Here is an 18404-nt window from a genome sequence, read left to right as displayed (position 1 = left end):
ATGCAGCGAATTGATGGGCCGACGGCATCGCCGTCGCTGCCAGACCCTTCGGCCGTCTCCGGCACGCCGGGATACTTCACCGGCGGGGATCCCTCGGTGCCGACCCCGCCGACGATCGTCTCGCCGGACTGGCTGAACATGATCCAGGAGGAGATCGTCGCGGTCATCCTCGCATCCGGCGCCGCGCTGTCGAAGACAAACCGCACGCAGTTGCGCGACGCCATCCAGGCGCTGGTCGCGGCGGGTGGCGTCACCTTCGCGAGCGCCGCCGAGACCATCGCCGGTCTGATCACCAACAAGGTCGTTCATCCGCAGGGGGCGGCCGCGCTGGTGACCTCGCGGATCAGCGGTCTGGTGGACGGTGCTGTGCTCGACACGCTCAGGAAGCTGTCGAGCGCGCTCGGCAACGACCCCAACTATGCGGCCACCGTCACCGCGGCCCTTGGCGCCCGCGCGTTCACCTCGCGCAAGATCACAGCATCCGGCCTCGCCGTGGGCGGTGGCGATCTCACCGCCGATCGGATCATCAATGTACCGGCGGCCACGATGGCCGAATTTATCGCCGGCACCAGTGCAACAACCGTGCTCACCCCGGCAGCGATGGCGGCCGCCTCGGGCGATAATGCGAACGGCTATTGGTACACGGTGGCTGGTGGCAAGATCGAAATGGGCGGGTCGGTCACGCTCCTCCCGAACGGATCCAGCTCGAATACCGGCACGATCACCTTCCCGACCAGCTTCAACGAGGTGTGCTGGGCAATCACCGGCAACGCGGACGATGGGCCGAGTAACACCTTTCGTCCCTGCACCGTGACCTTCCCCGGCGGGCCCTCGTTGAACGGCTGCGGCGTCCGCGTCGACAGCACGAACAAAGATCAGAAATTCACCTCGCCGCGGATCGTGTGGTGGAAGGCCACTGGCCGCTGATGCTTCCGCGCGACACGACCATCGCCACTTTCCAGTCGGGCCAGCCGGTCCTCGCCAGCCTCGCGGATGTCGGCGAGGCGATCGGACTTCCGACGGCTCAGCAGATTCAGTTCATTTCCAGCGCGGCCTCTTCCGCGATCGACCGCATCGAAGCCCTCGGCGATGACGGGATCATCTCGATCGACGAGAAGAAGAAGCGGCTGCCGGCTCTTGAGCGGGAGCTGGAGAGCCTCTGGGCGATGCTTGCCCAGCGTGCGGGCGAGTTGCCGACCGATGGCGATGTCTCCTCCACCCTGGAATTGGCCCGGGCGTCGCGCGCAGCGTGGCTGGACTATCGAGATGAGCTGGTTCCGCCGCTGAACCAGACCGACGTCGACACACCGGTCGATCGCGTCGTCTTTGACGCCCGGCTCGAGGATTATCGCATCGCGCTCGCGCGCCTGTCGGACGCGCTGCGCATCGCGGCTTCACGCACGTCGACCTGGTCCGGCACCGCCGACGACGACGGCAACCGGCCCGAGGATGGCGCTACTGTGGGCGCGCCGACCGGTACGCCTGTCGGCGATCGGCCTGCTGAAATGCTCGTCGCGCAAGTCGACCAGATGCACGTTGACCTCGGCGCACTCGTGGAAATCTACGGTGATACCGTCTCGGCCGCGGCCAGCGCCGATGCGGCCGCAGCCTATGCGGCTGCCGCGCAGACCGCCCGAAACGATGCCCAGGCGGCCGCCACGGCCGCCGGTGGCGCGCGGGACGCTGCGATTGTACAGGCAACCGCGGCGGGCGGAAGCGCTAGCGCGGCGGCTGGCAGCGCTACCATCGCCAGCACCAAGGCGGATCAGGCAGCCGGCTCGGCAACGGCGGCACAAGGGAGCGCCACGGCGGCGAATAGCAGCGCCGGCGCCGCCAGTGTCAGTGCCGGCCAGGCGGCGACCAGCGCCACCAACGCGGCCGGCAGCGCTACCAGCGCGGCGACCAGCGCCAGCACCGCGGCGACGGCGCGGGACGGCGCCCAGACGGCCCAAGGCCTGGCAGCTGGCAGCGCGAGCGCGGCCGCGAGCAGCGCCAGTAGTGCGGCGGCGTCGCAAAGCGCCGCTGCCGGCAGCGCCAGTTCGGCGAGCACCAGCGCAACAACCGCAACGACCAAGGCCGCCGAGGCCGGCACATCGGCTGGACAGGCAAGCACCAGCGCGACGAACGCCGCCGGCAGTGCGAGCAGCGCCGCGACCAACGCAGGTGTGGCCGCCGCTGCCCGCGATAGCGCGCGGTTGGCGTCGCAGGCCACCGTGCCGGGCAACTTCACCGACCCGTACAACTGGGCCCGCGACGGAAGCTGGGGTGGAAACGCTGCGATTAGCGGCGGTCTGATGCGCACCACCAACGGCGGGGCATTCTACGGCACGTTCCTCATGCCTCTTGCCGCCGGGGCCACGCTGCGCCTGACGTGCCGGTTCCGCGTCATCAATCAAGGCGGCGGCTACACCTATCTCGGCGTATACGCGGTCAACTCGGCCGGCGACTTTCTCGGTGTGGTGTGGAGCGCCTATGCCGGAGCGCCGAGTCCCGCGCTCAACACCTGGACAACGCCCAAGGTGGATATGACCGCCGCTTCGATCCTGGCTGCATATCCGACAGCGGCGTTCGTCAGCCCGGTCGGTCTGTTCGGCTACGTGAACACCTCTGACGCCGAGGTGAGCCAGCTTCAGCTGGAAGACGTTACCAGCGAGAATGCGGCGGCAGGCAGTGCCAGTGCGGCAGCATCGAGCGCATCCAGCGCCAGCGCGAGCCAGAGCGCGGCGGGCGCCAGCGCGACCTCGGCAAGCAACAGCGCCAACACCGCCACCGTGCAGGCAGGAAACTCGAGCGCGAATGCCAGCGCAGCCGCCGGTAGTGCCGCCGCCGCGTCCAGCAGCGCGGCATCCGCTCTCCAGAACATGCGCCTGGCCGCATCGGTCGGCGCACGCTCAGCGCTCGACAATTCGACCTTCGCGGACTGGCCGGCGAGCTCGTTTGCCACCTCCTGGGCGAACTGGGGAGGGATCGCAGCCTCGAAGACTACCGGCCTGTGGCCAAACCCGAACGCGGTGTTGTGCGACAGCACCCCCGGAGCGGGCTCATGTGGGGTTTACCAGACGGTGGCGTCGATCAGGCCAGGCCGATACGTCGCCGAAGTCGATATCGAGGTTCTCTCCGGAACGATCAACGGGATTGGCTGCTTGTGGCGCGGGTTCGATGGCGCAACCACCTTCAGCGCACTCGACAACGCGCTATGGCAACTGCCCGACATCGGGGGGATCACCCGCGGAGCAGGTGCCGGCGTGGGCATCTACAGGTGGGCGGTGCCATTTGAACTCATTCCCGGGACAGTTTCCGGGACGATCTACGTCGTGTGCGATGGCCATTGGTCCAACATCGCGAAAAAGGTGAAGATCCATCGCGTCGTGCTCCGGCCGGCGGATTCGATCGACCTTCTCCCCGCAACGGTCAGCACCCTGGCGGGTGTGGTCGCCGATATGCAAGGCCGGCAGTCCGGATTCTTGCAGCTCGAAACCGCCGTCGCCGGATCCGAGGCGGCAACGTTCCTCACGATGCGGTCAGACGTCAGCGTCCCGGCCGCCGCGCCGTTGACCCCGCTGCTCAGCACCGCGCGCATGGTGGTGAGCGGCGGCGGACGTTCCTTCTACAAGACAGCCGACGACGCGAACTGGGGTGACGGTTTCATCTCGAATGAGGCTTACACCGGTGGCGCCTGGGTCCAGGCAAACGCCATGTCGACCCTCGGGCATAAGATGATCGGCCTGACCGATCAGAACAATCTCAATGCGCTCAACTATTACTTTAGCTATCTCAACTACGCGATGTACGGCCAATGGGGTGGCGTACTTGAGATCCGCGAGGGTGGAACGGGATACTGGACGGGTCTCTCCTATGATCCCAACAAGCCGATGGGGGTCCAATACACCCCAGACAATGGCGGGACGATCAGCTACTGGTATGGCGGTGTCGAGCTAACCGACTGGCGGCGCACCAATGTAGGCGCGGCTCGCACCTTCCGTGCAATGGCTTCCTTGCACAATGCCGGCACGACGCAGGGCTTTTCGAACGTCGTCTTCGGCCCGACTGCGCCGAGCGTATCGTCATCCGCCGCGCTTGGGGCGCAAGAGATCATCATGGTGAACCAGTTCGGTTCACTCCGGAAGGTCGCGCTCAAGCTGGCGAACGGAAACGCAGCCTTCGGCGGTGACATCTACGCCGGCGGCAAGATCATCTTGGGCAACGGCAACACCGGCTGGGAAATCGCGGTAAAGCCGAAGGAGTTCCAGGTCACGGACGGCCAGGCGGTAACCTGGTCCAACCTCGGGTACATTCCGGCGTTCGTCTTCAGCCCCATCGGGTTGGCGCCGTTGGCAGCCGGAGAGACGTACAACCTGTATCTCGACAGCCTGTCCGCCACCGGGGCCACCGTGCGCCTGAAGATCAACGTGCCGGGGACCCCGAGCAGCTACAATCTCACCGTCGATGCGGCAGGCGGCGCGGGCGACCCTGCGCGCGTGATGAGCAAGGCTGGCAACCCGGACGCCAACGGCGGACAGTATCGATACCAGGGCACCTTCTCGGCCAGCGCCACAGCTGAACGCGCGGGCCCGGGCCAGTGGTATGCCTATATCGATTGGACCGTGTCGCTCTATGCGAAGGTCGGCGGGACCTGGACGCTGGTCAACTCCTTCGACGGCACCTTCATCTATGGCGATTCTACCGGCGGGGTTAAGACCTACAACGGCAGCTACGACGTGACCATTACGGCCCCAGCCGGGGTCACGGACTTTGGCGCTACGGGGACCGATCTGGCCTCCGTTTCCTGGACCTCGCCCGGCGCAGGCTCGAGCGTTCGCACCGCGACACCTAACGGCCAAACGTGCCCCTTGACCATCAAGCCATAGGTGATCCGATGCTGACGCTATCAGAGCACATCGTTGCGAAGGGCCTGCCGCTTCCGCATTCACGCGCGAAGTGCCCGGGGTGCGGCATGCGGATCGACCTGTTCGCGATCACGCGCGACGCCGACGGGGACGGCAAGGTGCGGTGGCGTTGCGGCCATTGCCGGCAGGCGATCGCCCAAGCGGCGGATGTGGGCTTCGAACTCACCTGGGCAGACATCCGCGGACAGCGGGACCTGTTCCTGCAGCGTACCGATTGGACCCAACTTCCCGATGCGCCGCCCGATAGGCAGGCACAATTCGCACCGCTGCGCCAGGCCGCCCGGGACCTCACTGACCTCGTGGACCCAGCAGCGGCGCAGGCTGCGCTTGTGCTGCTCCTCGAGCAAGCCGGTCTTTGATCAACCACTTCCCACAACGGAGAGAATGATGACTGCCATTTCCGATCTGATCGAACAGCGCGCCGTGATCGAGCGCCAAATCGCCGAGGCCGCCTTGCCCCTGGTGCAGTCCGCCCATGACCTGCTCGTCGCCAAGCCGGTCGCGACCCTGGCGGCGAATCTCCAGCCCATTTTCGACGCCTTGCCGCCAGGTGAGAGCAAGAACCAGATCAGCAACGTGCTGATCGTTCTGTCGGCCGTGCCGAATGTCCTGGCCGTCGAGGCCAAATCGATGTCGGACCTGCTTTCTCCGCCGGTCGCACCGGGCAGCCCCGTCGTTGGGGATGGCGCCGCCGCACAGGCCTGAGCCGCAGCGCTAGATTTTGGCGTCTGGCTCCGCCAGCCAACAGGGGAAGTAATCTATGAACCTGAACCTGCCCCCCTGGGCAATGATGGTGAGCCTCGTGGTCGGCATGATCGGCAGCGCCGGGTTCGGTGGCGTGCTCAAGACCTGGCTCGACCACCAGCGCGGTAAGCGCAAGCAGTCCGACGAGGTGGCCATGGCGATGGCCGCGCGGCTGGAGGAACGGGTTAAGCACCTTGAGGCCTCCCGAGACGACGAGCGCGCGCGCTGTGAGGCGGAACTGCGCGTCCAGGGCCAGCGCATCAACAACCAGCGCCTGATGATCTTCTCGCTCCTTCATCTGTTCGAAGTTCCCGCGGCGCGGCGCAAGCCGATGCTCGATGCTATCCGTACCGAGCTCGCGGGCATGGAGGCAGCCGAAGGCATGCTGATCGCCGCGCCGATCGCGGCCGAGTGATCCCCGGCGCCGCGGCGCCATCCTTGGAGAATTGACATGAACATCCTGTCCGGCGGGCGCCGTGCGTGGCGCCTGCTGACGGCGCGCGTGCGCACGCGCCTAGTCGATCAATGCCGTGCGGTCTGGCGCCGCTGGTCGGTCCAGATCGCAGCGCTCAGTTCGGCGCTATCGGCGTTCGCCTTCATCTCACCCGACACGATCCAGTCGATCTGGAGCGCGCTGCCACCCGAGATCCTCGAACGCCTCCCGCGCGGCATCGCCATGAGCGTGCCGCTGCTCCTTTCGCTCGCGACGATCGCCGTGAGCTTCCTCAAGCAGGAGAAGCCCGTTGCCAAATCCGACGAATAGTGCCTCGCCGCCCGCGCGGCCGGGCAGGAAGACCCTCGCCAGCGTGGTCGGCCTGATCACCGCTGGACTGCTGTTCAACAGCATCCCGCGCGAGGAGAGCGGCCGAAAAGTTGACGCCAAGGTCGAGGCGACCACCGGCACGGCCACGATCAAGCATATCTCGGGCCCGCAGTATCTGCGCGCCTATCTCGATATCGTCGGCGTGGCGACCGCGTGCGACGGCCTCACCGGGCCGGAGATCGACGCGGCGCGGCGCGCGGGCAAGACCTTCACCGAGCAACAGTGCACGGTCATGCTCGAGGACGCGCTCGTCTCCCACGCCGAGGCGGTGCTGGCCTGCACGCCGTCGCTGCGCCTGGCTCGACCCGGCCGCGACTATCAGCGGTTCGCCGCGGTGTCGCTCGCCTACAACGTCGGTGCCGGCCCGAGGGGCTGGTGCGGATCGTCAGCGCGCCGCCTGTTCGAGGCAGGTCAGTGGGCGGTCGGCTGCGATGCGTTCAAGCTTTGGCGTAAGGCGGGCGGCAAGGTGATCCCCGGCCTGGTCCGGCGCCGCGCGCGGGAATGGGAGGGCTGCGTCACCAACATCCTGCCCGGCAAGACGCCGGCGAACTATGCGGCGCGCGTCGCGGGGGCTCGCTGATGGAGCCCGCCACCCTTGCGGCCGCCGGCCGCGCCGCACTCGCGCTCCTCGAGAAGCTCTGGTGGGCAACGCCGATCCTCGCGATCGCGCTGATCGTCGCGCATTTCCAGCTCGGCGCCACGAAGCGCTCCCTGGGCGAGGCGACCCGTTCGCTCGCGGCCGAGCGCGTCGCCCATGCGCAGACCGTCTCGAACTTCCGGCTCGCGACCGAACAGGCGCAGCGCGTCGCAGAGGCCAACGCCAAGCGTGTGCTGGTCGACCAGCAGCGCATCACCGAAGGAGTTTCCCATGATTATCAGGTTCAGCTTGCTGACGTGCGTGCTCGCGCTGACGCTCTCCGGGTGCGGATCGCCAAGGCCGCAGCCGATACCGGCGGCGCCCGTGCAGGTGGTGCATCCCCAGTTCCCGAAGCCGCCGGCCGATCTGATGGCGCCGCCGCGCAAGAAGGACTTCCTGCCGAAGGTGCCGACGGCTGGGCCCTCGAAGACCGGGTAATTGCCACCGAACAGGCGCTGCAGTTGGAAGCCCTTCAGGAGTGGGTCCGGCGGCAGAGCAATATCGACTTCAACGACCATGCTTTCGGGGGAGGCCAGCCGGCACTCCCCCCACCCTAGTCCCCGCGCGGGGCGATCAAGCCTGCGACTTCGCTTGCCGAGCGGACCGATCCGTTCGCGTCTACCGCTGCTGCGTTGCTCGCCGATGCGTCAAGGATCACTGCTGCGTTGCTCGCCGATGCGTCAAGGCTCGACGCTGCCCCGTGCGATGGCCCCGGCCAGATCGTAATAAAGGCGAAGGGGTAGCGCTCGCGCTTCTCAGTTTCGGCGATCTCGATCGCTTCAGCCTGATCGTATACCGCACGGAGAATGAGGTGCATCCGATGTGCGCCGGAGTTCGGCGCAGCAGGGCCGCGCAGGGCCACGGTCCATTTGCCGAGGGCGCCAGAATAACTCACATCGATATGGTGCCGCATAGTGGCGTCGATCAGCTTCTCCGTGCGCGGCTCGATCGGGCCGCCGCGCTCCATCGTACCCAGGCTGATCCGGGTAAGCCCAATCTGCGCGGCGAACTCTTCCTGCGATAGGCCTAGCCACTTGCGGATGGCCTTGATGTCGGGACCTTGCATCGTCTTGCCCTCGATTGTATCTTAGGGGCCGATCCCGTCCCGCTTCTATTGGCGGTTCCGAGATCGGCTCAGCTTAGAAGTGGATCGTGAACTCGATCGTGAACCACTTCAGGATGAACCGGAGGGTGAGAGCTACCATCTCTCTTTCTCCGATTATCGTCGGGGTGAATTCCCCGGCGACAAGATTTTGATAAGCCACTTATCATTTCCGCACAAGGAAAATGATAAGTGGCTTATCTTTTTTCTGCGACCGGCCAAGCAAGTTCGCGCTTGCGCCGACTCGGATGTTCTCACTACGTTCCGCGCCCTTATGGGCCGCGCATATCAGCTCTCCCTGATCAATCTCTCGCTCGAGATCCTCGAAGCTGTGACCCGTGATCCAACAGACGCCATGTGCCGACGCGATCTCCGCCTGGCGTTGCGCGTGCTGCTGCCCTTCATGGAGAATCGCGCGCCGCTTGAGCAATTCTGGCGCGATGCGACCCTGCCGCACCGCCGGGCATGGGAGAGCTGCTTTGATGCCCTTGACCGAGTGAAGGCTGAATTGCGGCGCAGCGGCTGGCATCCGGATGACGGCGACTATCCGCCGGAGGCCGCCGACCTCTGCGCGCAACTCGGCCTGCCCGCCGCCGCGCGCAGGGTCGTAGAGCGTTACCTTGTCGTGGATCTAGATTTCGTCGATCGTACTTCGATTCCTGCGATCGCTAGTCCGGGTGGCCAGTGCTGGGCCGTGACCCTCTCCAACGCCGGCGTCCGGCTGCTGGCGCCGGCCTGGGGATTGCCGCTCGGGCCGCCACTACCGCCGCGTCGACACGCTCGCCGGGTGACGGTGATCAGCGATCCGGCCTCCCGCTTCTGGGCGAAGGGCAGTGTGGTCGCTGGCGCGCACCCTGGGCAGAGATGCATCATCCCTGTCTCCGAGATCGGCTATCGCGATCCCGGTTCAACGACCGGCCCGGCATCGAACTGGTTCACCGTAGGCGATGCGGAAATGTTCTCGGTGGCGGGGCAAGTCTTCCACCATCCCTATCATGCGGTCGCAATGCACGTCAGCGAGGCAAACCCTCTCCTCGCGCCATTCGGAAAGTGCATGCCGCTGATCCTCCAGCGCGAGGATGAGCAAGCGTGGCTCGAGAGCGGCGATCTGGAGCGGCTGGCTTCGCCATTTCCGTCGCAGCTGATGCGGAAGCTTCACAGCAGCTGAGGCTGCGGCCTGGTCCGCGTTGGAAAGACGGGGCCACGCACGGACATGCGATCGGCACGATATGGACGCTGCAGCTGAACAATCTCGTCATAGCTGCCGCGCAGCCAGAGGTCCCAATCCTTCGAATCCAGCACGGTGACCATGGCCTTGGGATGGATCGGCGCGACCAGCTCGTTCGGATCGCACGTCACCATCGTGAACCCATTGCCCACCGCCGTTGCCTGCCAGAAGCCGGCGACGGCAAAGAGAGGCTGGTCCGTGACCGCGAACCACATCTCGCCTTTCACAGGCTTCTTGCCGTCGCCTAGGTCGACCGGCTCCGGCGTCCATTCGCAGAACTCGGTCAGCGGCACGAGACAGCGGTTTTCCGGCGCCGCGGCAAGGCGCTTCCACTGCGCCAGGTGCAACTGCCGGACATTCGTCATCGGCCATTTCGCCTGGCCGCCGAGTACGTCCCAGCTCATCACGTCGACGCCGCGCCCACGATTATTCTCCCGCACGACATAGGCGCGGCTTCGAGGTGTCAGCTCGGCCGGGTTGAACCTATTGTCCATCGGCCTCTCCGCCAGCCAGTCGGCACCGAAGTGCTCGACAAGCGTCTGCGGCTCAGGGGCGTTCTTGCAGCGCGCGCGATTGCACATCAGCTGTCACTCCAGGACTGACGCATCTCCTCGGGGATCTCCTGGCTGCTGACCATGCGCTGGAACGCGGAAACGCCCGTCTCGGATTGCTCTTCGCGGTATCGCCGGAGGTGGCGCACGATGTGGATCGCGACCGATTCCGCGCCCTGGCGCTGCTTGGCCGGCGTGTTGAGGTTGGTGTCGGCAGCAAGGAGGGCCGCGCAGGCACGCGAGAGCGTGTCCAGAAAATCATCGGCGATGGGGGCGCTGGGCCGGTCGCCCAATCGGTCGAGCGCGAACATGGTCTGCGCAACAAGCTGTTCGGCCATCGCTTCTTTGTCGGCGTCGCTGACGAAAAACTGCGGCGTCTGGGTCTGGGACGGACCGGCCACGCGTGCCTCCTTGATTCGATCTGAGGAAGATGTCGGCCCGCCACGGGCAAGAGTCGAGGGTCGATGTCAGAGGATGCCGAGCGCGCGCATGCTGATAACGCCACCGATTGAAACAAAGCGGCAATGTCAGGACAGAGGGGACCAGGGATCCCTTGCGCCGAGCTCGCGCTCGTCGACGTTGAACCGCTGCGCCAGTGCAAGCCGAGCATCCTCGGGAAGCAGCCGCGGCGTGCCGCGCTCTAGAAATTGCTGAAGATAGGCAGAGTTCCGACCAGTCGCGCGGGACAGCTCAGCCAGGCTCTCGCCACTGGCATTGATCAGGATGGCGAGCTTCGCGCGCACCTGGGTCGGGTCGGGCTGAGTCCTCATCTACCAGAGCGAAGCTGGCGATCTCCTACATTGCAAGCGCCGCCGCACCGGTCAGGCGAACAGATCCCCAGTCGCCATCGGCGCACCGTCAGCATCGTAAGCCTGGAACGGGGCGTCATCGTCCTGATCCGACACGATGACGATACCGCAAATACGCTCGACCAGCTTCGGGTCTGCAACCTGCATACCCGCGTTGAATTCGTCGACCGTTGCCTTGGGCGCCTTGATCTGCCCGATGGGTCGCCCGCGCGCCTCCGCGCGCGCCACCGCAACGGCCACCTTCTCAAAGAGGGTCGGTTCGGCTGCCATGTTCCTCTCCATCATCGCGAGCATCGAGTATCAGGCCTGCGCGACCACTCGGCAAGTCTCGCGCCAATTAAGCATCCGCCGTCAAAGCTAGTGGCCCGCAAATGGACAGCAAAACACGTTATGTTTGCCGCTTGTTCTCGCTATGTTCGGTAGATCAAAGACCCGCTGCCGAGCGGGAAAGCGCTAAATCCTCTCGGTGTAAACGAGATGCTCTACCAACTGAGCTAAGCGCCCCGGGCGCGATGCCGGTCCGGGTGCGATGCCAAAGCCGGAGCGCCGGAGCAAGCCCTCAAACGAGGCTCAGTCCCGCGCGGCGCACCGCGCTCACATAGTTGCGCATCCCGTGCTGCGCCTTGTCGCTCAGCACGATATAGGCGCGCCGCCGGTCGCCGGGGTCGGCCTCGCGGCGGAACAGGCCGGCGTCGTGCATCGTCCCGATCCAGCGCAATGCCGTGGTCGGCGGAACGGCGGCCGCGATGCACAGGCTCGAGACCGACACGCGGCGCCGCTCGATCCCCGCGGCGAACAGGTCCAGCAGCATGTCCCAGGCGGGATCGGCGAACAGGTCGGACGCGAAATACTGGGCGCGCAACCGGCGCGCGCGGATGACCGCGCGGATCTCGGCGGCGGCGATGTCCGGCACGGGCTCGTCCGGCCCGCGATATTCCATGTCGGGCGCCCGGATGCCGGTCCGCCGCTCGATCTCGTCCTCCTCCGCGAAATCGCCCCGGGTCAGGCGCGCCAGGACATCGGCAATGCGCGCGACTTCATCGTTGAGCCGGCGCAGGCGCACGACTTCGGAATCACGCGTGACGTCCGCCCAGGAAAGCCGCGGCGACGCCTCTCCCTCGGCCCGTGCCAGCGCCAGCGCGGCGAGCAGCTCCCCGGCGCCGGGATCGCAGAGCAGCTGGGTGCGCGGCGCGCCGAGCAGCCCCGCCGCAAGGTCGATCTGGCCAGCCGGGAAGATGGCGACCAGCGCCGGCCCCTCCGCCGCGTCGCGCATCGCCAGGCGATCGAGCAGCGGCGCCGGCACGGCCTCGCCGCCGGCACGGGCATCGAGCAGGATCAGGTCGAGCCGCGCCGTATCGAGCAACGGCAAGGCTGCCGCGAAACCGGCCTGGTCGCGCAGCCGGGCCCCGATCGCGGCGAACGCTTCCACCACATCCTGGTTCGCCGCCTCCGCGATCAGCAATGCGTTGACCGTCAGGTCATAGGGGGCGCCGGTAAGTTCGGGGGCCGCGGAAAGGTTCGCCATCGCCTTCTCGGAGTCGCTCCATGCCCCGGAGAGGCCCAACCTCCGAAACGGATGCTCGGTCCGCTCCATTCCGGAGCTGGCGGCGCGGCGCGGACGGGCGCAGGATTCATTGCCCGTCCGTTCCAAATCAGTCCATGACTGATCCGTCGGATTCGGCTGCAAATACTGCGGCTTCACTCTCGTCGCCGAGAAGCTCGCGCGTGGCGCTGGCGAGCAGGCCCGGCCCCAGCGCCAGCCCCACCGCGAAGAACACCGCTCCCACCACGCCGAACAGGATCTTGGCGGCGAGCGGCATGGCGAACTGCCTGGCGGCGAACGCCGCCGCCGCCACGCGCATCTGCTCCCGGTCGCCATTGGCCTGGATCAGCGTGGCGAAATAATCGCCCATCGCCGCCCACATCACGATGCCGGTGGCGACGGCGAAGATCAGCCCGATCAGGAAATAGCAGGCGAAGAGCAGCCAGAAACGGCCGCGCGTCAGCTCCCAGGCCGCATCGATGCTCATCCGGCGGCGATGGAAGCTCAGCGGAAAGATCAGCGAGATGCGGACCTCCGCCCAGACTACCGCGCAGAAAAAGGCCAGGAAGAGCAGGGCCGAGATCGCGCCGGCCGCCATTCCGTCGCCCAGCGCGAAACCGATTATCGTGATCAGCAGCAGCAACAGCAATTCGCCGATCAGCACCGCCGCGAAGACGCCGATGCAAACCAGGATCACCAGCCCGAGCATCCGGAACTCGTCCATGCCGAGCCGCATGAAGGCGAAGCCGCCCTCCTGCGGCCGCAGCATCGCACGGAACACCGCGTTCATCAGCACCACGACGAGCAGCAACAGGCAGAGATAGAGGAACAGCATCAGGCTGAACATCGGGCCGGCCCAGACCGAGAGCGCTGCCCCGGCATCGGCGCTGGCCGGCATCATCGTGCCGAACATCAACAGCCCCATGACCAGCGAAATGACGAGCGAGCCGGCACAATAGGTGACCGCCCAGATCGCCACCGCACCCGGCCGCTCGCGCAACAGCCCGAACGCACCGCCCAGAATCGAACCAACGCTCGCCATCACAATCTCCCGGTTCGCCGGCGTCAGTCGAGGCTCTTCACGATCTCTTCGACCATCTTCTTCGCGTCTGCCAGCAGCATCATGGTGTTGTCGCGGTAGAACAGCTCATTGTCCACGCCCGCATAGCCCACGCCGCCCATCGAGCGCTTGATGAACAGCACCGTCTTGGCCTTTTCGACGTCGAGCACCGGCATGCCGTAGATCGGCGAGGACTTGTCGGTCTTCGCCGCCGGGTTGGTCACGTCGTTGGCGCCGATGACGAAGGCGACGTCGGTCTGCGAGAACTCGCTGTTGATGTCCTCCAGCTCGAACACTTCGTCATAGGGCACGTTCGCCTCGGCCAGCAGCACGTTCATATGGCCCGGCATGCGCCCCGCGACCGGATGAATCGCGTACTTCACCCGGACGCCATGCTCCTTCAGCTTGTCGGCCATCTCGCGCAGCGCGTGCTGCGCCTGGGCGACCGCCATGCCATAGCCGGGCACGATGATCACCTGCTCGGCCTGGCTCATCAGGAAGGCGGCGTCCTCGGCCGAGCCGCGCTTCCACGGCCGGTCGATCGCCGCCGCGCCCGCGCCGCCGCCATCGGCGGCACCGAAGCCGCCCGCGATCACGCTGATGAAGCTGCGGTTCATCGCGCGGCACATGATGTAGCTGAGGATCGCGCCCGAGCTGCCGACCAGCGCGCCGGTGATGATCATCGCGCTGTTGTGCAGCGTGAAGCCCATCGCCGCCGCGGCCCAGCCCGAATAGCTGTTGAGCATCGAGACGACCACCGGCATGTCCGCGCCGCCGATCGGCACGATCAGCAGGAAGCCGATGACGAAGCTGAGCGCCGTCACGGTCCAGAACACCCAGGGGCTCTGGTCGGTCACGAAATAGGCGATCAGGCCGAGGATGCCGGCAAGCACGCCCAGGTTGATGACGTGCCGCCCGGGCAGCAGGATCGGCTTGCCCGACATGTTGCCGTTGAGCTTGAGAAAGGCGATCACCGACCCCGAAAAGGTGATCGCGCCGATCGCCACGCCCAGGCCCATCTCGATCCGGCTGACGCTCAGGATCTCGCCGTCCGCGCCCAGGATGCCGAAGGCGCCGGGATTGAGGAACGCCGCCGCGGCGACCAGCACCGCCGCCATGCCGACCAGCGAGTGGAAGGCGGCGACGAGCTGCGGCATCGCGGTCATCGCGATCCGCCGCGCGGTGACGAAGCCGATCACGCCGCCGATCGCGATCGCCGCGCCCAGCTCGATCGGGCTGGCGATCTCGTGGGTGATCAGCGTGGTGACGACGGCGATGGCCATGCCGAGCATGCCCAGCCGGTTGCCTCGCCGGCTGCTCGCCGGGCTGGAAAGCCCGCGCAGCGCCAGGATGAAGCAGACGCCCGCCACCAGATAGGCGAAGGCGACCCAGGGATTGATTGCTGCCCCCTCGTGCATCGACTCAGCCCTTCTTCTTGTACATGGCGAGCATGCGCTCGGTGACGGCGAAACCGCCGAAGATGTTCACGGATGCCAGCGCCACGGCGACGAGGCCGAGCCATTTGGCGATCTCGGCCCCCGATGCGGCCGAGGCGATCAGCGCGCCGACGATGATCACCGAAGAGATGGCGTTGGTCACCGCCATCAGCGGCGTGTGGAGCGCCGGCGTGACCGACCAGACCACGTAATAGCCGACGAAGCACGCCAGCACGAAAATCGACAGGATCGAGATGAAGTCCAACTATTCCTCCCCGGAACGGGGAGGGGGACCATGCGAAGCATGGTGGAGGGGGAGTGCGGCAAGGGCGACGATCGAAGTAACGACCGCGTCCAGATCCCGCAGGACCTCTGCCGCATTCACCCGGGTCACCCTGTACCCGTTCTCTTCCAAAAACCGGTCCCGCAGCGAATCCCGCTGCGGCCGGTCGCCACGTTCATGCGCCTCGCCATCCACTTCAACGACGAGCGAGGCAGTTCGACAATAGAAATCCACCACATAGGAGCCCACCGGATGTTGCCGGCGAAACTTGACTCCTGTCTTCGCGCCACGAAGCGCCTGCCAAAGCAGGCCCTCCGGAAGCGACACCTCCCGCCTCAACCTGCGAGCGGTGGAAACCTCGGGCCTCAGCATTTGCCGCACTCCCCCTCCACCGCCTTCGGCGGTCCCCCTCCCCGTTCCGGGGAGGAATATTATAGCAGCCTCTCGTGCACCACCTTGCCGCCCTGGGTCAGGCGGATGGCGTTGCCGATCTCCTCGTCGAGGATCGGCCTGCCCTGCTCCTTGTCCCAGAAGGCGGAGAGGAAGTTGAACAGGTTGCGCGCGAACAGCGCCGAGGCATCGGCGGCGAGACGCGAGGGCACGTTCCGGTGCCCGACGATCTTCACTCCGTGCCGCTCGACGATCTCGCCGGCGACCGCGCCCTCGACATTGCCGCCCGCCTCGACCGCGAGGTCGACGATCACGCTGCCGGGCTTCATCGTCGCGATCTGCGCGTCGCTGATCAGGCGCGGCGCGGGGCGCCCCGGGATCAGCGCGGTGGTGATCACGATGTCCTGCTTGGCGATGTGCGACGAGACCAGCTCGGCCTGGGCGGCCTTGTATTCGTCGCTCATCTCGGTGGCATAGCCGCCGGTGCCCTCGCCCTCGATGCCCTGCACCGCCTCCACGAAGATCGGCTTGGCGCCGAGCGACAGGATCTGCTCCCTGGTCGCGGCGCGCACGTCGGTCGCCGAGACCTGGGCGCCGAGGCGCCGCGCGGTCGCGATCGCCTGCAGCCCCGCCACGCCCACGCCCATCACGAAGACCTTGGCGGCCGAGACGGTGCCCGCCGCCGTCATCATCATCGGAAAGGCGCGGCCATATTCCGCCGCCGCGTCGAGCACCGCCTTGTAGCCCGACAGGTTCGACTGCGAGGACAGGATGTCCATCGACTGGGCCCGGGTGATGCGCGGCATCAGCTCCATCGCCAGCGCCTCGAACCCGCCGCTGGCATAGGCATCGACTCGCGCGCGCTCGCCAAAGGGATTGAGGCCGGCGACGATCCACGCGCCCGGCTTCGCGCCCGTCAGGCTCGCCGGGTCGGGGCCCTGCACGCCGAGCACGATGTCGGCATCCCTGAGCGTCGCCGCGCGATCGCCGATCGCGGCGCCCATATCGGCATAGGCCTGGTCGGCGATCGAAGCCGTGCCGCCGGCACCCTGCTCCACCGCCACCTGCGCGCCGAGGGCGACGAACTTCTTCACCGTTTCCGGAGTCGCGGAGACGCGCCGCTCGCCGGCGGCGGCCTCCTTCAGGACCGCGATCTTCACTTCGCGGAGATCAGGAAGACGACAAAGGCAGCAATCAGGGCCACGCCGATCGTGCCCCAGAACATCATCGCCTTGAAACCATTCCAGGTCTGCTCGTGCGCCTTGAGCTGTTCGGCGCTGTCGACCGTATCGACCATTCGTCTCTCCCCTTGAAACGTGAATTGGCCTGACCATAGCTCCGGGCCTCCACCCGCTCAACCCTCGTGCCGCTACGGCAGGCTTAAGCCCGCCTTTACCCTTCCTCTCTAAGAGGGACGCCCTGAAACGGGACATTGGGGACAGAAAGAGCGATGACGCGCAACGGCCAGCGCCTCCTGATGCTGATCGACGACGAGCCGGCCCAGCGCCGCCTCGTCGCCGCCATCGCCGCACGCCGCGGCTGGCGCACCATCTTCGCGAGCGAGGCCGAGACCGGCATCGCCACGCTGGGCACGCCCGACGGGATGGCGCTCGACGCGATCCTGCTCGACCACAGCTCGCCCGACGCCGATGCGGCGGGGCTGATCGGCGAGCTGCGCACCCGCCGGCCGCAGCTGCCCATCCTGATGCTCACCGCCAACGGATCGGTGGCCAATGCCGTGAACGCGATGCGCTCGGGCGCGACCGACTTCCTGGTGAAGCCGCTCGCCGCCGAGCGGCTGCTCGCCGCGCTCGAGGCTGCGGTGGGCGGCAAGACCGCGGGCGAGCTGCGCCCGCTCACCGAGAAGCTCTCCGCCCCGCTCGCCTTTGACGAGATCGTGGGCAGCGCCCCGCTGTTCCGCGCCGCGCTGGCGATCGCCGCCAAGGCGGCCCGCGCCCGGGTGCCCGTCCTGATCGAGGGCGAGAGCGGCGTCGGCAAGGAAGTGGTGGCCGAGGCGGTCCACGCCGCTTCCCCGCGCAGCAAGAAGGACATGGTCTGCGTCAATTGCGGCGCGATCCCCGCCAACCTGGTCGAGAGCGAGCTGTTCGGGCACGAGAAGGGCGCCTTCACCGGGGCGTTCGAGCGCAAGATCGGCCGCTTCGCCGACGCCGATGGCGGCACGCTGTTCCTCGACGAAGTGGGCGAGATGCCCCTCGACGCGCAGGTGAAGCTGCTGCGCGTGCTGCAGTCGGGCGAGATCCAGCCGATCGGCGCCCGCCACGCCCGCGAAGTCGATGTCCGCGTGATCGCGGCGACCAACAAGACGTTGCAGGCCGAAGTGGAGGCCGGGCGTTTCCGCGAGGACCTTTATTACCGCCTGAACGTCGTCCAGGTGACGATCCCGCCCCTGCGCGAGCGCATCGGCGACATCCCGGCGCTGGCCCGCCACCTGCTCGCCCGCATCGCCGAGCAGCCGGGCCTGCGCCCGCTCGGCATCACCGACGACGCGCTCCAGCTGCTGGGCAGCTATGACTGGCCGGGCAATGTCCGCCAGCTCCAGAACGCGCTGTTCCGCGCCGCCGTGCTCTGCGACGGCGACGGGCTCGCCCGTGCCGATTTCCCGCAGATCGCCCAGCTCGCCGCCGGACGGCCGGCGGCCAATGGCGCGCAGGTGCAGGGCACGGGCAATGCCGGCGTCACCCTGTTCCGCCCCGACGGCAATCTGCGCGCGCTCGACGAGATCGAGGCCGATGTGATCCGCCTCGCCATCGGCCATTATCGCGGCCGGATGACCGAAGTCGCCCGGCGGCTGGGGATCGGCCGCTCGACCCTCTACCGCAAGCTCGGCGAGCTGGGGATCGACCAGAGCGCCGCCTGAGCCTAGGCTCGCC

22 protein-coding genes are annotated in these 18404 nt (G+C 66.9%); 10 read left to right on the top strand and 12 right to left on the bottom strand.

From position 1 onward, the window contains the following. The 8 genes from OMP43_RS17425 (at position 1) to OMP43_RS17390 (ending at position 7668) form a co-directional block, all read left to right on the top strand. On the top strand, positions 1 to 927 hold the full coding sequence (locus tag OMP43_RS17425; protein WP_280280800.1) for a hypothetical protein: 927 nt from the start codon (positions 1 to 3) through the stop codon (positions 925 to 927). After that, positions 906 to 4868: a hypothetical protein gene (locus OMP43_RS17420; RefSeq protein WP_280280799.1), complete on the top strand. Its 3963-nt coding sequence runs from the start codon at positions 906 to 908 to the stop codon at positions 4866 to 4868. The genes OMP43_RS17425 and OMP43_RS17420 overlap by 22 nt, the downstream gene beginning before the upstream one ends. A gap of 86 nt (positions 4869 to 4954) precedes the next feature. After that, positions 4955 to 5266 carry a phage tail assembly chaperone gene (locus OMP43_RS17415; RefSeq protein WP_280280798.1) on the top strand — a complete coding sequence of 104 codons (312 nt, stop codon included), beginning with the start codon at positions 4955 to 4957 and terminating at the stop codon, positions 5264 to 5266. A 28-nt stretch (positions 5267 to 5294) separates the two neighbouring features. Next, positions 5295 to 5612, top strand: coding sequence for a hypothetical protein (locus tag OMP43_RS17410; RefSeq protein WP_280280797.1), 318 nt, complete (start codon positions 5295 to 5297; stop codon positions 5610 to 5612). 55 nt (positions 5613 to 5667) lie between these two features. Next, positions 5668 to 6066 (top strand): hypothetical protein, encoded by a 399-nt coding sequence (locus tag OMP43_RS17405; RefSeq protein ID WP_280280796.1) that lies wholly within the window; start codon positions 5668 to 5670, stop codon positions 6064 to 6066. A 36-nt stretch (positions 6067 to 6102) separates the two neighbouring features. Next, a complete protein-coding gene (locus OMP43_RS17400) occupies positions 6103 to 6414 on the top strand; it encodes a hypothetical protein (protein ID WP_280280795.1) in 312 nt (103 codons plus the stop codon). Then, positions 6395 to 7054: a lysozyme gene (locus tag OMP43_RS17395; RefSeq protein WP_280280794.1), complete on the top strand. Its 660-nt coding sequence runs from the start codon at positions 6395 to 6397 to the stop codon at positions 7052 to 7054. Before OMP43_RS17400 ends, OMP43_RS17395 begins: the two co-directional genes overlap by 20 nt. Beyond that, a complete protein-coding gene (locus tag OMP43_RS17390) occupies positions 7054 to 7668 on the top strand; it encodes a hypothetical protein (protein WP_280280793.1) in 615 nt (204 codons plus the stop codon). The genes OMP43_RS17395 and OMP43_RS17390 overlap by 1 nt, the downstream gene beginning before the upstream one ends. On the opposite strand, the gene OMP43_RS17385 is transcribed toward OMP43_RS17390, so the two are convergent. Further along, the gene (locus OMP43_RS17385; protein ID WP_280280792.1) at positions 7665 to 8177 is read right to left on the bottom strand and encodes a helix-turn-helix transcriptional regulator; all 513 of its coding nucleotides are present in this window, start codon (positions 8175 to 8177) and stop codon (positions 7665 to 7667) included. The two genes, OMP43_RS17390 and OMP43_RS17385, sit on opposite strands and share 4 nt — an antisense overlap. 79 nt (positions 8178 to 8256) lie before the next feature. On the opposite strand from OMP43_RS17385, the gene OMP43_RS17380 reads away from it, so the two are divergent. Next, positions 8257 to 9381, top strand: coding sequence for a hypothetical protein (locus tag OMP43_RS17380; protein WP_280280791.1), 1125 nt, complete (start codon positions 8257 to 8259; stop codon positions 9379 to 9381). Here OMP43_RS17380 and OMP43_RS17375 read toward each other — a convergent pair. The 11 genes from OMP43_RS17375 to OMP43_RS17325 form a co-directional block, all read right to left on the bottom strand. Continuing rightward, positions 9369 to 10022 carry an SOS response-associated peptidase family protein gene (locus tag OMP43_RS17375; RefSeq protein WP_280280790.1) on the bottom strand — a complete coding sequence of 218 codons (654 nt, stop codon included), beginning with the start codon at positions 10020 to 10022 and terminating at the stop codon, positions 9369 to 9371. The genes OMP43_RS17380 and OMP43_RS17375 overlap by 13 nt on opposite strands. After that, on the bottom strand, positions 10022 to 10393 hold the full coding sequence (locus OMP43_RS17370; RefSeq protein WP_280280789.1) for a hypothetical protein: 372 nt from the start codon (positions 10391 to 10393) through the stop codon (positions 10022 to 10024). Before OMP43_RS17370 ends, OMP43_RS17375 begins: the two co-directional genes overlap by 1 nt. A 126-nt stretch (positions 10394 to 10519) precedes the next feature. Beyond that, positions 10520 to 10762, bottom strand: coding sequence for a hypothetical protein (locus tag OMP43_RS17365; RefSeq protein ID WP_280280788.1), 243 nt, complete (start codon positions 10760 to 10762; stop codon positions 10520 to 10522). A 51-nt stretch (positions 10763 to 10813) separates the two neighbouring features. Further along, a complete protein-coding gene (locus OMP43_RS17360; RefSeq protein WP_280280786.1) occupies positions 10814 to 11071 on the bottom strand; it encodes a hypothetical protein in 258 nt (85 codons plus the stop codon). A gap of 289 nt (positions 11072 to 11360) precedes the next feature. Further along, positions 11361 to 12326 carry a hypothetical protein gene (locus OMP43_RS17355; RefSeq protein ID WP_280280785.1) on the bottom strand — a complete coding sequence of 322 codons (966 nt, stop codon included), beginning with the start codon at positions 12324 to 12326 and terminating at the stop codon, positions 11361 to 11363. Positions 12327 to 12453: 127 nt separating this feature from the next. Further along, complete coding sequence (locus tag OMP43_RS17350) at positions 12454 to 13386, bottom strand: hypothetical protein (RefSeq protein WP_280280784.1); 933 nt, start codon at positions 13384 to 13386, stop codon at positions 12454 to 12456. A 23-nt stretch (positions 13387 to 13409) separates the two neighbouring features. Next, a complete protein-coding gene (locus tag OMP43_RS17345) occupies positions 13410 to 14822 on the bottom strand; it encodes an NAD(P)(+) transhydrogenase (Re/Si-specific) subunit beta (RefSeq protein ID WP_280280783.1) in 1413 nt (470 codons plus the stop codon). Between the two features lie 4 nt (positions 14823 to 14826). After that, complete coding sequence (locus OMP43_RS17340; protein ID WP_086127554.1) at positions 14827 to 15105, bottom strand: NAD(P) transhydrogenase subunit alpha; 279 nt, start codon at positions 15103 to 15105, stop codon at positions 14827 to 14829. Then, a complete protein-coding gene (locus tag OMP43_RS17335) occupies positions 15106 to 15450 on the bottom strand; it encodes an endonuclease domain-containing protein (RefSeq protein ID WP_348538609.1) in 345 nt (114 codons plus the stop codon). A 104-nt stretch (positions 15451 to 15554) separates the two neighbouring features. Next, entirely contained in the window at positions 15555 to 16673 is a 1119-nt protein-coding gene (locus OMP43_RS17330; RefSeq protein ID WP_280280781.1) for an NAD(P) transhydrogenase subunit alpha, read from the bottom strand. Continuing rightward, positions 16670 to 16810 carry an aa3-type cytochrome c oxidase subunit IV gene (locus OMP43_RS17325; protein WP_280280780.1) on the bottom strand — a complete coding sequence of 47 codons (141 nt, stop codon included), beginning with the start codon at positions 16808 to 16810 and terminating at the stop codon, positions 16670 to 16672. The genes OMP43_RS17330 and OMP43_RS17325 overlap by 4 nt, the downstream gene beginning before the upstream one ends. 153 nt (positions 16811 to 16963) lie before the next feature. Between OMP43_RS17325 and OMP43_RS17320 the strand changes: the two genes are divergently transcribed. Then, positions 16964 to 18391, top strand: a complete 1428-nt coding sequence (locus OMP43_RS17320) for a sigma-54 dependent transcriptional regulator (protein ID WP_280280779.1) — start codon at positions 16964 to 16966, stop codon at positions 18389 to 18391. Positions 18392 to 18404: the final 13 nt, after the last annotated feature.

Source organism: Sphingomonas sp. CBMAI 2297, assembly GCF_029870595.1.
Classification (GTDB): Bacteria; Pseudomonadota; Alphaproteobacteria; order Sphingomonadales; family Sphingomonadaceae; genus Sphingomonas.
Note: the sequence above shows the minus strand (reverse complement) of the source record. Positions and strands in the feature narration are given on the sequence as shown.

Excerpts from the sequence above, each read along its gene's own strand:
- OMP43_RS17400 (WP_280280795.1), top strand. The coding sequence starts at position 6,103 with ATGAACATCCTGTCCGGCGGGCGCCGTGCGTGGCGCCTGCTGACGGCG.
- OMP43_RS17345 (WP_280280783.1), bottom strand. The coding sequence starts at position 14,822 with ATGCACGAGGGGGCAGCAATCAATCCCTGGGTCGCCTTCGCCTATCTG.
- OMP43_RS17360 (WP_280280786.1), bottom strand. The coding sequence starts at position 11,071 with ATGGCAGCCGAACCGACCCTCTTTGAGAAGGTGGCCGTTGCGGTGGCG.
- OMP43_RS17385 (WP_280280792.1), bottom strand. The coding sequence starts at position 8,177 with ATGCAAGGTCCCGACATCAAGGCCATCCGCAAGTGGCTAGGCCTATCG.
- OMP43_RS17325 (WP_280280780.1), bottom strand. The coding sequence starts at position 16,810 with ATGGTCGATACGGTCGACAGCGCCGAACAGCTCAAGGCGCACGAGCAG.
- OMP43_RS17410 (WP_280280797.1), top strand. The coding sequence starts at position 5,295 with ATGACTGCCATTTCCGATCTGATCGAACAGCGCGCCGTGATCGAGCGC.
- OMP43_RS17405 (WP_280280796.1), top strand. The coding sequence starts at position 5,668 with ATGAACCTGAACCTGCCCCCCTGGGCAATGATGGTGAGCCTCGTGGTC.
- OMP43_RS17365 (WP_280280788.1), bottom strand. The coding sequence starts at position 10,762 with ATGAGGACTCAGCCCGACCCGACCCAGGTGCGCGCGAAGCTCGCCATC.
- OMP43_RS17415 (WP_280280798.1), top strand. The coding sequence starts at position 4,955 with ATGCGGATCGACCTGTTCGCGATCACGCGCGACGCCGACGGGGACGGC.
- OMP43_RS17320 (WP_280280779.1), top strand. The coding sequence starts at position 16,964 with ATGACGCGCAACGGCCAGCGCCTCCTGATGCTGATCGACGACGAGCCG.
- OMP43_RS17390 (WP_280280793.1), top strand. The coding sequence starts at position 7,054 with ATGGAGCCCGCCACCCTTGCGGCCGCCGGCCGCGCCGCACTCGCGCTC.
- OMP43_RS17425 (WP_280280800.1), top strand. The coding sequence starts at position 1 with ATGCAGCGAATTGATGGGCCGACGGCATCGCCGTCGCTGCCAGACCCT.
- OMP43_RS17375 (WP_280280790.1), bottom strand. The coding sequence starts at position 10,022 with ATGTGCAATCGCGCGCGCTGCAAGAACGCCCCTGAGCCGCAGACGCTT.
- OMP43_RS17355 (WP_280280785.1), bottom strand. The coding sequence starts at position 12,326 with ATGGCGAACCTTTCCGCGGCCCCCGAACTTACCGGCGCCCCCTATGAC.
- OMP43_RS17350 (WP_280280784.1), bottom strand. The coding sequence starts at position 13,386 with ATGGCGAGCGTTGGTTCGATTCTGGGCGGTGCGTTCGGGCTGTTGCGC.